This window comes from Thermopirellula anaerolimosa (assembly GCF_054657335.1).
The window spans coordinates 567,154-582,082 of record NZ_BAAHYX010000004.1 but is presented as its reverse complement, the minus strand read 5'-3'; the positions used below and the strand labels follow the sequence as shown (position 1 = coordinate 582,082).

The 14,929-nt window shown below is 60.2% G+C and carries 7 protein-coding genes, 1 tRNA gene and 1 pseudogene; 3 read left to right on the top strand and 6 right to left on the bottom strand.

The genetic code is table 11. The annotated features are described in order from the left end of the window. Positions 1–9: 9 nt before the first annotated feature. The 3 genes from ACYQ6J_RS02865 to ACYQ6J_RS02855 form a co-directional block, all read right to left on the bottom strand. A complete protein-coding gene (locus ACYQ6J_RS02865) occupies positions 10–1,683 on the bottom strand; it encodes a CRTAC1 family protein (protein ID WP_460182686.1) in 1,674 nt (557 codons plus the stop codon). A gap of 27 nt (positions 1,684–1,710) precedes the next feature. Further along, on the bottom strand, positions 1,711–3,096 hold the full coding sequence (locus ACYQ6J_RS02860) for a tetratricopeptide repeat protein (protein WP_460182685.1): 1,386 nt from the start codon (positions 3,094–3,096) through the stop codon (positions 1,711–1,713). A 480-nt stretch (positions 3,097–3,576) separates the two neighbouring features. Continuing rightward, a complete protein-coding gene (locus tag ACYQ6J_RS02855; RefSeq protein WP_460182684.1) occupies positions 3,577–6,537 on the bottom strand; it encodes a vitamin B12-dependent ribonucleotide reductase in 2,961 nt (986 codons plus the stop codon). A gap of 1,194 nt (positions 6,538–7,731) precedes the next feature. On the opposite strand from ACYQ6J_RS02855, the pseudogene ACYQ6J_RS02850 reads away from it, so the two are divergent. Further along, positions 7,732–7,995 (top strand): annotated as a pseudogene (locus ACYQ6J_RS02850) (transposase); the annotation flags it as partial. A gap of 177 nt (positions 7,996–8,172) precedes the next feature. On the opposite strand, the gene ACYQ6J_RS02845 reads toward ACYQ6J_RS02850, so the two are convergent. The 3 genes from ACYQ6J_RS02845 to ACYQ6J_RS02835 form a co-directional block, all read right to left on the bottom strand. After that, a tRNA-Pro gene (locus tag ACYQ6J_RS02845) sits at positions 8,173–8,247 on the bottom strand. 172 nt (positions 8,248–8,419) lie between these two features. Continuing rightward, positions 8,420–10,996: a GH39 family glycosyl hydrolase gene (locus ACYQ6J_RS02840; RefSeq protein WP_460182683.1), complete on the bottom strand. Its 2,577-nt coding sequence runs from the start codon at positions 10,994–10,996 to the stop codon at positions 8,420–8,422. 409 nt (positions 10,997–11,405) lie between these two features. Continuing rightward, the gene (locus tag ACYQ6J_RS02835; RefSeq protein ID WP_460182682.1) at positions 11,406–12,530 is read right to left on the bottom strand and encodes a DUF1559 family PulG-like putative transporter; all 1,125 of its coding nucleotides are present in this window, start codon (positions 12,528–12,530) and stop codon (positions 11,406–11,408) included. A 218-nt stretch (positions 12,531–12,748) separates the two neighbouring features. Here ACYQ6J_RS02835 and ACYQ6J_RS02830 point away from each other — a divergent pair, with 218 nt between their 5' ends. Both ACYQ6J_RS02830 and ACYQ6J_RS02825 read left to right on the top strand, forming a co-directional pair. Further along, positions 12,749–13,228, top strand: coding sequence for a hypothetical protein (locus ACYQ6J_RS02830; RefSeq protein WP_460182681.1), 480 nt, complete (start codon positions 12,749–12,751; stop codon positions 13,226–13,228). A gap of 252 nt (positions 13,229–13,480) precedes the next feature. Continuing rightward, entirely contained in the window at positions 13,481–14,686 is a 1,206-nt protein-coding gene (locus ACYQ6J_RS02825) for a uroporphyrinogen decarboxylase family protein (RefSeq protein WP_460182680.1), read from the top strand. The last annotated feature ends 243 nt before the right edge of the window (positions 14,687–14,929 follow it).

Here is a 14,929-nt window from a genome sequence, read left to right as displayed (position 1 = left end):
ATGCGAACCTCAACGGGGTTTCGAGGGACGCCATCCGGCGTCCTTTTCGATCGTAACGACCTGATCGGCCGGGATATCTTCAACGATCTGAGTCCCACCGCCGTGCCACTGGATTTCGATGCGGTCTACTTTGGTCCGGTTACCCAAGCCGAAATGCAATCGCATTCCCCAATGGCTCTGATAACCGCGTCCGCTGTGGACCTCGTCGTATTGCACGAGGTCGCCCGCGATCACCTTTACTCGGCTGCCTATGCCGAACCGATTACGATCGGAGCGGCGCAGATCGATCTGTATCCAGTGGTTATCGTTTTGGGTTTCGTTCCGTAGGACGTGGGCCGGGGCCTCCGAGTTCAAGACCACGACGTCGATTCGGCCGTCCCCGTCCAGGTCGCTGAGGGCGATGCCCCGCGTGGATTCCACCAGTCGAGGCAGATCGCCTGCGCCCGCCGACACATCCGTGAATTTGCCGCGGTCGTTGCGCAGGACGCTATTTGCCACACGGTAGGCGGTGGTATCGTCGAGTTGCTCGATCTTATCGTTGATGTGGCCGACTCCGATGAAGATATCTTTGTCGCCGTCGTTGTCGAAATCGGCGAAGCCGCAACCCCAAGTGACGTACGGATACACTTTGCCGCCCGCGCCGGTGTGAAAGGTGACGTCCTCGAACATGTCGCCCAAGTTGTGATACAGCACGGGCCATTCGCTCTGGTAGTCGGTCATGAAAAGATCGAGCAGGCCGTCGTTATCGAAATCACCGCAGTCGACGCCCATGCTGGCGTTGGGATCGCCGTAACCGTTGTAAGCCACGCCGCGTTCCACGGCCTCTTCCGTGAAGACGCCCGTACCGTCGTTGATGAAAAGAAAATTCTCGCGCACGTCGTTTCCAACGAAGATGTCGGTGTCGCCGTCTCGATCGAAATCGCCGGCGACCATGCCCATCGCAGTACCGCGAACCGCCCCAATGCCCGAGCTTTGCGTCACGTCCTCGAACGTGCCGTCTCCGCGATTGCGATACAAAGTATCCAGGTCGGGTTCGTACTCTTCGGGACTGCCGTACACCGGCACGCCCGTCAATTGATGAAACACATGCAACTCATCGCGAAACACGATGTAGTTCCCGACGTAAAGATCCAACCATCCGTCGCCGTCGATATCTACGAAGAGCACCCCCGCCCCCACCCGGCGACCGTTGGAAGTCCCCGTGCGTTGGGTCACATCTTGGAACGTCCCGTCGCCGTTGTTGCGATAGAAGACGTTGGGGCCGTAGTTATTGACGTAAAGATCCAGCAAACCGTCGTTGTCGTAATCGCCGGCGGATACCCCCAGGCCGAACCCAAGATCGCCGACGCCCGCTTGTTCCGTCACATCGGTAAAACGAAACTCGCCGTCGTTGCGGTAGAGGGCGTTTCGCGGCGGTTGCGGAAATTTGCAGTCGGGAAGCGGCGCGGCGTTGAGAAAATAGATGTCGTCGTCGCCGTCATTGTCGTAATCGAACAGGCAGAGGCCCGCCGTGACGGTCTCGACCAAGTAGTACTTGCCGCAGCCACCTCGGGTATGAAGGAACCTCACGCCGGAGGATGCCGTAACATCCCGAAATACGATGGGCGAATCGTTATCGGCCCTTCCCGGCGTCACCAAAGCCCCCATACAAACGGCCCCAAGAAAGCATATCCAACCTCGCAAGCGTATCCTCCTCGTGCGGCAAAAGTATCAGCGATTCCCGCCTCGAAGCATCTCGTACAAACGATGGGCCTCCGGACTTTGCGGGTCTCGCTGCAAGAGTTGCTGGGCAATCCGCAGGGCCGAATCCCGATCCCCCGTCTCGACGCAAGCCACGGCCAATACCAACAGATTCTCCTTGCTGGGCGTCAAACGAACCGCCTCATCCGCGGCGCGCAAAGCTTCGGAGTTCTTTCCGCCCATCGTCAGGTACGTTTGCGCCAACAAGGAATAGGCCTCCGCCGCTTGCGGGGCTATTTTGATCCAAGTCTGAAAATCTATTTCCGCATCGCCGTAACGCCCGCATCGCAAGTTCAACAATCCGCGGGCGCGCAGCAATTCCGGATCGCGAAGATCCGCAGCGCCGAGCTCGTCCAGCACACTGCGGACTCGACCGGGCTGTTTTAAGCTGTCGTAGAGCATGCCCAACTTCAGCCGCGGGGCAGGATCTTGGGGCACCAGCACGGCGGCGAAGAGCCAGCATCGTTCGGCATCCTCTACCCGGCCTTTATTCGCCCAAATCTCGCCGGCCCGCTGAAACACCGAAGCTACGGTCCTTCGCACGAATTCCTCGCTTTCCACTTGAAGGACCGCCGCATTGGCTGCCATATCCCGTCCTTGCAACTCTCGAAACTTCGTCCGCGCCTGGTCGGCCTCTTCCTTGCGGCCCAATCGACTCAGGCTGACGGATAAGGCATAATAGGCCCGCGTGTAGTTCGGTTCCAGTCGAATCGCTTCGCGGAAGGCCGCCGCCGCTTTTTCGTGCTCTTGCTTCTTCTGATAGGCTTGCCCCTGAAAGAACAAGGCCTCGGCATTGACCGCCCCGATGGCCTGCCCCGCCAATACCGCCTCGATCGCGGCGTCGTATTGCCCCTGCTCGAACAACACCGCCGCCAAAAGCCCCCGCGCTTCGACCTGAAGGGGATTGAACCGCAAGCATTCGCGGCACAGGCGCTCGGCCTCGGGATACTCCCCTTTTCGCCGGGTCACCGTGATCATCGGTACGTAGGCCCGGATGAAGTCCGGACGCAGCGTCAGGCACCGCTTCCAGACTTCCACGGCCTCGTCATTTCGGCCCGACATCCGGTGAACCGTCGCCTGAAGGTCCAGGGCTTCCACATCGTCGGCAAAGGCGTCGGCCAATCGCCGGGCTTCCTCTTCGGCCTGCAATTTCATCCAAGCGCCTGTGAGCGGGTCTGGCAGCGCGGGATATGGCACGGGTTCCGCCGCCGCTTCAACCGCAGCGACCGGATCCGGCGCGGAATCCGGTCGGCTTGAAACCGTTTCCGCCGACGGTCGACATCCCGCCGACGAAAGCAGGAACAACGCCGCAAGCAAAAGGCCGTCACGCAGATGCACACCCGAGAAGACGTCCATGATCATCGATCGCCGGGAAAAGGCCGCGCCCGTCCACGCCGAGAAACGCTCAGGCGTCCCTACTGCCGGCACGGGCGGGCTACCAAGCTATCGGACCGCCGCCAGGCTGCCCGGCCAAAATCACGTAACGTTATTGTACCGTCTCGACATCCTGTCGAACCATGGAGCACCGCACCCCAACCGGTCCCCGGCACGTCGAGTTCCGCGAGCGCACTCCCGACGCGGACGTTGAGGATCGTCTTCCTTGACCGCGTTTCCGTCGCACGGCAACGTCGCCGACCGCTTCCTTCGCCGTAGGCCGCGTGCCTCAGCGCTGTCCTGCCGCTCGTTCGATCGAAGGGAATCCGCGCGGCGTCCCGGGTCGCCAAATTGGCGAAAAAAGCCGCCGGCGGATGCCGACGGCCTCTCAGGTTCATCGATCGTTTTCCCGTCGCGAGCGTCGGCTTGCGGTTAGGCAAGCCGCTACACGGCGGGCCGGGGTCAAGAGCAACCCATGCTGTGCCCGCATACGGTGCAAACGAAACAGGCACCGCTACGGCGGGTCAATCCGCCGCACTCGTCGCAGGGCGGATTGTCGGACTGCATCTCCATGACACCCGCCAACCGGTTGACCGCCGACGTCGAAACCAAGGACGAATTCGTGGTCTGGGCGCCGTTTCCCGATTTGGCGTTGGGCTTGTAGACCGCGGCGGTACCTCGTTTCAGCAACGAATCGGTCGGAATCGGAGCGGGCTTGGTCGTCCGATCTCCCTCCCCCACACCTGCCGCCTTGACCGCCACTTGGCCGGCCTCACCGGATACCGGTTCCTTGGCGAATTCCTGCCGCTGTAACGATTCGCGATATCCCGGCAGGAAGGTGATGCCCAACCAACGGAAAATGTAATCCACGATGCTCGTAGCGACGCGAATGTCGGGATTCTTGGTGAACCCCATCGGCTCGAATCGCGTGTACGAAAACTTGTTGACGTAGACCTCCAAGGGGACGCCGTACTGCAAACTCATCGAAACGGCGGTTCCAAAACAATCCATCAGCCCGCCGATCGTGCTGCCCTCCTTCGCCATGGTGATGAACAGTTCGCCGGGACGCCCGTCCGGATACAACCCCACGGTGATATAGCCCTCGTGACCGGCCACGGAAAACTTGTGGGTGACGGAGTTTCGGGTATCCGGCAAACGCTCGCGCCGCGGCGGCGGCACGGTCTTCTCGTCCTTCTCGCTCTTCTTGGTCACGAGGGGTTGCGCGCCCTTGGAACCGTCGCGGTAAACGGCCATGGCCTTCAGCCCCAATCTCCAACCTTCCATGTAGGCCGCCGCGATGTCCTCCGGTTTAGTCTCCCGCGGCATGTTGACCGTCTTGGAGATGGCACCCGAAATGAACGGTTGCGCCGCCGCCATCATGAGCACGTGGGCCCGCCACGAGATCGCTCGCGTTCCGCCGCCTACCGGACAAGCGCAATCGAACACCGCGAGGTGCTCCGGATCGAGATGCGGGGCGCCCTCCACGGTATCGTGTTGGTTTACGTACTCCGTGATTTCGGCGATTTGGTCGTCGCTGTAACCCAGCGTCTTGAGCGCCAACGGAATCGTCTGATTGACGATTTTCAGCATGCCCCCGCCGGCCAATTGTTTGTACTTGACCAGGGCGAAATCAGGCTCGATCCCCGTGGTATCGCAATCCATCATGAAGCTGATCGTGCCGGTGGGCGCCAAAACCGTGGCCTGCGCGTTGCGGAAACCGAATCGCCGCCCGCCGGCCAGGACTTCATCCCATATCTTGCGAGCGGCATCCTTCAGATAATCCGGTGCGTGCTTCAGTTCCTCCACCTTTTGCCAATGCCGCTCCATGACATCCAACATCGGTCGGCGGTTCTTCTCGAACTCGGCGAAGGGACCGACGGCGGCAGCCAACTCCGTGCTGGTGCGATTGGCCGCCCCGTGCATCAAGGCCGTAATCGCCCCGCAGAGACCTCGGGCCTCGTCCGAGTCATAAGGCAGACCGCTTGCCATGATCAAGCTGCCCAGATTCGAGTACCCCAACCCAAGCGGCCTGAACAAGTGGCTGTTCCTGGCGATCTTGGCGGTGGGATAGCTGGAGTGGTCCACCAAGATTTCCTGGGCGATGAACACGATTCGACAGGCGTTCACAAACCCGTCCACGTCGAATACGCCGTCGTCGCGACGGAACTTCATCAAATTGATGCTGGCCAGATTGCAGGCCGAGTCGTCGAGGAACATGTACTCCGAACACGGATTGCTGGCGTTGATCCTCCCGGAATTGGGACACGTGTGCCAGCGGTTGATCGTAGTGTCGTATTGCAGGCCGGGATCGCCGCAGGACCAGGCCGATTCGGCCATCTTCTGCAACAATTCCCGGGCGCTGTAGGTCGGGCCTTCTTTAGTCGGGTCCGTCACCCAGCGCGTCGTCCACGGTCGATCCGCCTCCACCGCCTCCATGAACTCGTCGGTCACACGGACCGAAAGATTGGCATTCTGGAACAAGATGGAACCGTAGGCTTCCTCGGGATTGTAGCCTTCCTGAATCAAGAGGCGAGCTTTCTTTTCCTCTCGCGACTTGCACTCGATGAATTCGAGGATGTCCGGGTGGTGGACTTTGAGCGATTGCATCTTGGCCGCGCGGCGCGTCTTGCCGCCGCTTTTCACCACGGCTGCGATTTGATCGTACACGCGCATAAAGGAGAGCGGGCCGGAGGGTTTGCCGCCGCCGGAAAGCTTCTCACGGTGCGACCGCAGGGTGGACAAATCAGTACCCGTCCCCGAGCCGAACTTGAAGAGCATGGCCTCGCTCCGGGCCAGCTCCATGATGTCCTCCATGTTGTCTTGAACGCTTTGAATGAAGCACGCCGAGGCTTGGGGGTACTCGTAGGGATTCTCGGGTTGGACGGCCTGATTCGCCGCCGCATCCCACCTCCAGTTGCAAGCGGCGCCGCGAATGCCGTATTGATGATACAGCCCCACATTGAACCAGACCGGAGAATTGAACGCCGCATGCTGATGCAGGCAGAGCCAGGCCAATTCCCGATAGAAACGTTCACCGTCTTCCGCCGAATGGAAGACTCCGTCGGCGATTCCCCAGTCGGCAATCGTACGGCACACGCGGTGGATCAATTGCCGCACGCTGCTTTCTCGTTGGGGCGTCCCCATCTCGCCGTAGAAATACTTGCTGGCTACGATGTTGGTCGCCAATTGGCTCCACGTTTCCGGGACTTCGCAGTCCGGTTGTTGGAAGTGCGTTCCGCCCGCCTCATTCTTGATTTCGGCGGTCCGCCGGGTCCAAACCACGGTGTCGAACGGACTTTCGACGTCCGGCGGACAAAAACGCGCATCGACCTTCAAGCCGAAAGGAGAAAACTTGGGTGCCGAGGCCTTTCCGGCATCCTCGTTTTCAACCAAAGTCACGTTCCTGCGATCCAACTCAGCCATGATCCTGCACTCCATGCAAAGGAAATTTTTTCCGGAAACCCTGATAGCCGATGCTCCAAAAACGCCGGAGTATCGGCTCTCCCAAAAACGAAAAGCCAAAGACTAGAAACCTGCCAACGTGTCCGTTGCGCCGTCATCCCCGACAACGCACTGTTCCAGCACCGTCTTCCACGTTTGCCATTCAAACCTGGAATAGATTTTGGTCAAAACGGCCTGCCAACCCGCCCTCACGCATCGCGCCAGCCGCTGGTCCCCGGTTTTGCCCAATGCGGAACCAGACGCCCCCCCTTTGGTTGTAATCGTTTTGCTTACCCAAAACAACTATAGGTAGTGCTCTGCCTGTTTTCAACCACTACATACAGTGTTTCGTTCAGTTTATGCATGCTGGCCGGGTTGTCAACAGGCTGGTACCCATTTGCCCTAAGTCCCTACGCCTCAGCAACAAACGAAAAGCTCTCGCTGAAGGGCCAGCCGAGCGCATTAACGAACTCAAGCCGCAAGTATCTGAAAAAATTGAGTTTGTGGAATTACCCGGCCGCGAGTCCACCAATCGAAGAATTCCAAGAAAATAACCCGACTCAAACTACCGCGTCCATCTATTCTCGCTACAAGACCGACCATTTTGACGCTCGGGGAGCTTGGCGGGACGGAGCTTGGCGGAACGAAGTTCCGCCGTTGACTTTTCGGAAACTCCGACTTGACGAAACTTCCATTCAACGCAGTCTAGGCGGCCTTGCTAACTTGGCGCGATTCCGAAACGGGCGGTTCAGGACCATCGCTCCGACATCTCAATGCTCCCTTGATCGCTGGCGTAGCACCCATGGCGTGCAGCCGGCGGGGTCGTCCGCACTGTTTCCGGCCTGAAGCACGGGCGAGGTCCTGTCTCGTAAGTCCTATTTGGGCGGAATTGGGTGGCGGTTAGGGTATGTGGAAGGGCAAATGTGATCCCGGGATATGGAAGTCCCAGGGATGCGACGCTACGAACTCACGGCCGAGCAGTGAAGGTTGATCGAGGATTTTTTTCCGCCGTTGGTCACCAACGGTCGGTCTTGGCGAGGCCGTTGAACGATGATCAGCGCCATGCTGTGGATTCTCAATACCGGCTCTCTATGGCGAGACCTGCTCGACCGTTAAGGCCCTTGACAGACCGCCTGTGACCGTTTCAATCGCCGGCGAAAAGACGGCAGGCTGGAATTGATTTTCGAACGACTTCAGATTCCTCCGGACGAGGAAGGCCGGATCGACCGGGACTTGCGGACGTTCGACGGCAGCAGCGTCCGGGCTCATGCGACGGCGCCGGAGCCGAGGAAAAGGGGGCCCCGACGAACCGGACGACTATGCATTGGGCGGCTCGCGGGGCGGTTTGGGGCGAGAATGCACGCGGTTACCGCTGGCCGGGGAACTCCGCTAGCCGTCCACGTGACCGCCGGCCGGGTCCACGAGGCCAAGGGTTTTCGTCCGGTGGCTGATGTCGTCTGTATTCCTCGGCCGCTTTGGCGTCTCCGAACGCGTTCTTTCCGGCCGACCGGCGACAAGGCTTACGTGGGACAAAAGGAGGCGATTCGGGAGAGGTCGCCCCGGGCGAGGGATTATAAGGATGTTCCTACGCTTAGGAACAAATGGGCTTCATCAAAGTCGGGGCGACTGGATTTGAACCAGCGACCTCTTGGTCCCGAACCAAGCGCTCTAGCCAGGCTGAGCTACGCCCCGGGGCAGCCCCGTTACGGCCATGCCGCTCAGCGCCGCCGCAAATGCGCGGACATGGAGCTTGCTTGCCGCAACCGATTCCTCAAACATACCGAGGGAATCGAGGGCGGTCAATGGGACCCGTCGCAGACGCGGCGTCCGAAGACAGGCCCGCAGCGATCTTGTTCGCTCTCCTTCAGTCGGGTCGGATTTCGATCAGGGAGACGCTCAAGTTGGGAAGAGATAGCTCGAGCGTTGCGGTGCCACCGTCGTTCGGGATTCGCTTTTCGGCGGTCAATTCCAGGGTAGCCGTCTCCAGGTTGTGCACGCCCCCGTTGGAGTCGCCACCGCGGCGCACATAGCGAGTGTAGGGGTTGTTGTGCTCGCGGTCGATCCGGTACTCGGTGCAGTGAAGGGATTCGGCCTCAGCGAGGGCGGGCGGCAGATTCTCCAAACGGATTTGCCAGGTCCGCGGAGAGTCCCGCATGACGTCGAAGTGCCACAGGAGCAAGACGATGCGATCGTCGCCCGCTGTTGCCGTCAGTCCGCCCGTGTCGTCTTCGAGGATTCCCTGCCTGCCGGGCAAGGTGACCTTCAGTTCCCGTTCCAGGAGTCGGTGGTGCATGGCCCAGACGAAGTAGGGGGTGGTCACGACGCGGCCCTTGATCAGGGGAAGGCCGCCGTAGCGTGCGATCGTCGCATCGTCGTAAACGAAGGGTTGACGTCGTTGGCGGGCGCCGGCAACCGCGTCGTCTGGACGGTCCAGCAGTCGCCAAACGGTGGTCTCTCGGTCGTCTTGGTTGACCAGGATGCGGGGGTCGGCCCACACGGCCCAGTCGGCGGTGGATCGGCCTTCCGGGCCGGCGTCGGTGCGAAACTCCAGAACGACATCCCGTCCCGCAAACGTCTCCAGCGGTAATTCGATTTCATGCCAGGGACCGGGAATCCCGACCGTCTCCACGAGCGGGATTTCGCGGTTTTCTTGCACGACGACCAATTGAAAACCGCAACCGTCGCTTTGCGACGGCAACGGGACGACGCCGACTGCCGTTCGCAAGCGGGGATTCCCTGCCGAGGGTACGTGCAAACGCACGCGGCAAAACGTGTATCGGTCTTGGCCTCCAGGAGGATGCAGGCGTATTCCCGGAAGTGTACGTTCTCCGCACGTGTATTCTCCCGGCACAAAGCAGACAGGGCTGTCGGCGCCGCGAGGAAAGGGGCCCTTTTTCTCGAAGAGGGTCGTTTCGTCGGTCTGACCGGGAAGAAAGTGGTTGAAGCTGACGATACTCGACTTCGTCAACCCCGCCCGACGCTGGTAGTGAAGGGACGCAGCGAGATAGGCTGCTCCGAACTCGTTGTCCTGTTCGGGGGTTCGGGCGTAGAGGTTCCATTCGTCGAGGAAGTACTCGAGGCCGGACTCTTTTTCGGGCCAAACAGTCCGTACTGCATTGCGGACGCCGTTCACCAAACGCTCGTATTGGTACGGATGAGGGTAGCCGTATCCGTGGAAACACACGAAGTCGAGCGGCACATCGCGGTCGCGGCAGTATCGTAGAAAATCGAGCAGCATCGGCTTGGGCCGACCGTCCGCGTCGATCGAGTACGCCAGGGCGGGGCCGCCCACCTTGGCTTGCGGATCGAGTTTTTTCACCAGTCGGGAGGTCCGCTCATACAGTTGGTATACGGTATTCGGATCGGCCTCGCCTCGAGCGACGGGGAGGTCGCCTTCGTTCAAGGCCGCAACCCAGTAACGTACGGGGACATTCCTCTCGTGAAGCACATGGCGGACGATCCGTGACATCAGTTCGTCCCAAAGCTCGAGGTCGTGGGGCAAGGCATAACGGCGTCGGTCGGCGGAAATGTCGGGATCGACCAGGGCCGAGGGAGTGTGGTAGGCCAGGCGGATATAGGGTTCCGCCTGAGCGGCGGCAAACAAGTTCAGAAGACGGTCGAAGTCCGAAAAGTCGGTGACCAAGCCGCCCGAGTCGTCTCGCGTCACGCGCGTTCCCCATAGCCATCCCTCGGAAAAGGCGACCAGCCGGACCATGTGGAAGCCGGCCTGCCGAAATAGCCGGAACTCCGGGGAGTTTTCGTCGAAGGGCAGCGGGTTGTCTTGGCTGTTCCAAATGGTTGTGAAATCGTGAACGGGTGGAAAGGGTAAGGAGGCGGCACCGTCGACGCGAGCGATGACGGGGAGCTTGGGACCGGTTTCGAAGGGCAGGGGAGGCGCGACGGGGCCGACTTGGAGTCTGCCGATCCAGGCGTCGGCGGGCTGTGCCTGCGGGCCGCGACGACCGACGAACAAGTCGCGAGGAATCGTCTGAAGGGGAACGGCCCGATGATTGAGCGATTCCCGATCATCCACACGTAAGACCAGCCATAAGAGATCGCCAAGCCCCTTACACCAACCGACCGTGATGGTATGCGGTTCGCCGGGTTGCCAATCGCTGATGTCCAGATCGCATGCGGCATGCACTTCGTCCCGCCCCCGGTAGGTAAACCGCAAAGTCTGCGAGTCGGTCTTGAAAACGGTGACGTGGCACGAGCCGTTGGCCATGTGCACAAAGGTGTGTGCTTGACGCTCGCTCCCCGGCCAATTCGGGATTACAACGAATGAGATGCTCCCTTGTTGCGGTGTGAGGAACTTTTCCGCCGGTAGGATGATCGTCGCCGCGGAGTCGAAATAGGCGAGCGGACGGCCTTCGAAATCGCGGGTACGCAATTCCCCCTCGATCCTGCCGCCGATCGACGTGATTCCTTCCGTACTCAGCATCAACGAGTCGGACGGCGGCGAGGCGTGTTGTTCCGGGAAGGCGACACTTTCGCCGGCCCGCGCGCCTTCCCCGCTCAGACTTCCGACCGGCGCGAGAGCGAGTAGGGCGACTGTGACCACCGATAGTCGTCGTACGAGTGAGCAAGGCGGCATATCGCGGTGATTCCTGTGGCCAAAAGAGGCGATGCAATGAGGCGAAGGACGAGCGCGATGCGCCCGAGCGACCGTTGTTGCAACTTCAATCGAAACTTTCCAGAGGTGTCTGTCGCGGCGTCGGGATGTCGACCGAAGGCCGGATGGATGCGTTGCGGATGACGGAGTCCGCGATCCGCCCAACGAAAAAGGGTTGTCTCCATTTTGTGGAGGCAACCCTGACTTGTTCAATTCCTACCGAAAAGATTGCCGGTTTCTACGGGAGCTGAACCGATTCTTGGCCGTTGGCGCTGCCAAGAGCGCCCCATACGCCGTAGAGCGACGGGCCGGAGTAGTCCTGCGGGCGACTCGTGTTGACCAGGGGCGGGAAGCCGGCCGGCGGCGCGGTGGCGGTGCGTGTGGGATCGCCCGCGTCGATCGTCTCGCTGATGAACCGGACGGAGCCGTCGACGAAGCACACGTTCACTCCACCCGGGTGACGACTGCTGGCCGTCACAATGGCCCAGTTCTCGCCGTCGTTGCCGCAGCTCGGTCCGTTCGGGGGCAGCATGGGATAGAAGAAGGTGTATGGATTTCGGCCGTCCGCCCAGCGCCAGCCGATCAGCCAACCGGGTCCTTGCACGTTGCCCGTGAATTGCCGATTCGCTCCCACCTGTTGCAAGCACAACGAAGGCGGGGCGCTGTTGTACGCTCCCACGTCGCGAGCCAACGCTTCGCCGACCTGGCGACTGTTCTGGACCCCGACGATGGCCTCGGAAATGGCCATCGTGTTGCTTGTGCCGTCCCGCACGGTCGAGAAGTCCACGAGGATCTTGTTGCCTCGGCCGAAAGTACCGCGGCTTTCGTACCAGTCCCAGTTCAACCACTGGTCGCCGCGGTTGCACTTGTAGCTGATGGGAGTCATGCCGTTGTTCTGCGGCGGAACCTGCCTAGCCCGTCCGTCCGACGGACAAACGTAGCCGTTGAGCCACGTGCGGGTATGCACGAATCCGTACCACGGGCTGTACGCGTTGTTGTTGCCGTCGACCATGCCGATGTAATTCTGGAACAAGTCGTCGTACATGGGCTTTTGCTCAATGTACGGCAGAAGCAAAACGCTCCAGCCCCAGCGATGCGAATTGTTCGGAAAATTGTCGGAATTTGCAGGTTTCGCGAAAAGCGGGTCGAAATTCGCGGCAGGAAAGCGATTGTACGTATCGTGGAAGTTGTGCAGAGCCAACCCGATCTGCTTGAGGTTGTTAGTGCACTGAGATCGCCGCGCGGCCTCCCGAGCGGCTTGCACCGCCGGTAAAAGCAAGGCAATCAAGATGCCGATGATGGCGATAACGACGAGGAGTTCCACCAGAGTGAAACCGGCGTGTCTCAATCTACGCTCTCTCATTGTGCAATCCCTCCAATTGAAAAAAAGACAAGAACCGAGACGCTTAAAGTGACAGGCCAAACCGACAGAAAATGGATTATGCAGAAAAATGTTTCTCAGGATGTTGCCCGACTCGTTTTCTGGCACAACTTCAATATACTGACAGGGGCGGATCAGTCAACGGAATTGCGCCGCGAATGACCACTTTTTCACAAACTCTTGAATTGAGGAGAGATGGCATGACACCGAAAGTTGCACGCGCGTTGTTGGTTGCCGGGATCGTACTCGTGGGTTGTTCCAAGGGACCGACGGTCACTTTCAAGACTTACCCCGTCAAGATCACCATTACCCAAAAAGGACAACCGCTCCCCGGCGCGGATGTGCGATTGCATCCTTTGGATGAGAATGGGCGAGGCGCTCAAGGAAAGACGGATATGTCCGGAGTGGCGACCATGCGGAGCTTCGGGGAAGGCAACGCGATGGCGGAGGGTGCCATGGCCGGCAAGTACAAGGTGCTTGTTTCCAAGGTGGACGTGCCGGCGACTCCGGAAGGTGAAGACTACGACAAGCTTCAAGCCCAACAGGCCGCCGCGGATACGTATGCCTCGGCTCCCAAGCCGCTGCTGCCGCCGAAATACAATTCGTGGCAAGACACGCCGTTCGAATGCGAGGTTCAAGCCTCCGGTCCGAATGAGTTCACGTTCGACATCCCGGAGTAGGTCGCTTTTTGAGCAAAGACAGCGATCACCGACCCGGCGGCGTACGCGTGTCCGGTCCTCAGTCCGCTTCGCGTGGAGTCGCCGGGCGTTAAGTGTGTTCGCTCGCCCGGGCGCGTTGACAGACCGCGGCGCCGCATCTCATACTAATGCAACCTGAAGCCGGGCGGACGCGATTCCGCTTGGATTCGAGGTTGGACGAGGGGGCTGCGCGACGGCGCAGCATTGCGGGTTCGATCTTGCGAGGGGAATACGATGACGGTCGGCACTCCGGCGATGGAGGAGCGGTATCAACAGCGTCTGAAGCGTTATGTGGCGGCGATGCGAAAAGAAAAGCCCGACATGGTGCCGATCCGCCCGTTCGTCGCCGAATTCACCGCGGTTTATGCGGGCTACACCATTCAGGAAGTGACGCACGACTACCGCAAGGCCCTGGAAGCCGCGGTCCAATGCGCCCGAGACTTCGATTGGGACGCCGTGGTGGCGAATATGGTCTACGTGTGGACGGGCTTGGTGCAGGCCGTCAACCTTCGCTATTACAGCGTGCCGGGAGTCGATATCCCCGCCGACGTGGCTTTCCAGTATCTGGAACCGCCCGACGATAACGCTTGGATGCGGCCCGACGAGTACGACGCCTTGATCGAAGACCCCACCGGCTTTCTGCTCAACGTTTGGCTCCCGCGGGTGTCGCGAGACGTGGTTCCCGAGGGACAGCCCAACACCTTCCGCAACAATATGTCGTTCCTGCTGGGCGGGATGTCGATGATGGACTATTTCGGGGCGTTGGGTCGCCAAGTGGCGCGGCTTCGCACGGAGTGCGGCACGGTATCCGCCATCTCGGGCATCCTCAAGGCGCCGTTCGACATCATCGCGGACAAGCTCCGCGGTTATCGGGGCTTGTGCATGGACATGTACAGACAACCGGATAAGGTCCTCAAGGCCTGCGAAGCGCTGACGCCGCACCTGTTTCACGTGGCATTGTCGGGGGCCGATCCGGACAAGAACGTTCCCATCGGTCTGTGGATGCACCGCGGGTGCGTGCCCTTCCTTTCGCCCCAGCAGTTCGAGCGATTCTATTGGCCGTCACTCAAGCAGATCATCGAAGCGCTCTGGGCCAAAGGGCACCAAGTTCTGTTCTACGCCGAGGGCGAGTGGAACCCCAATCTGAAATACATCGCTCAATTGCCGGACCTCAGCATCGTATATCACGTGGATCGCGGGGATATCTTCGAGGTGCATCGCGCGGTGGGACACAAGTTCTGCATCAGCGGCGGCATTCCCAACGACTTGCTGGCCTTTGGCACGCCGGACGAAGTGCGAGCGTACTGCAAAAAGGTGTTGGATGGGGTCGCCAAGGACGGGGGATACGTCTTGGACGCCGGAGCCATCATGCAGAACGACACGAAGGTGGAGAATCTTCGCGCTCTGACCGAGGCGGCACGCGAATACGGAGTGTATTGAGTGGCAAGTTGCTCATTGTGCCGATAGGGCGCAGTCAACCGGCGGTGGGGAGAACCGGTCGAGCGACGGATGGTGCTAGCGCGATCGTCGGAACCGTCTCCCGACGGATCATCGTTTCATTGAAAGGTGATGAAGTTTAGGAGGGAACAATGGAAGGAAGCGAATCTTCGACGACTGGTCGGAGCACTGAGGTAAAACGTCCGCCGGGTACTTGTTTTCCTTGGGAAGAAAAAGTGAAGGACT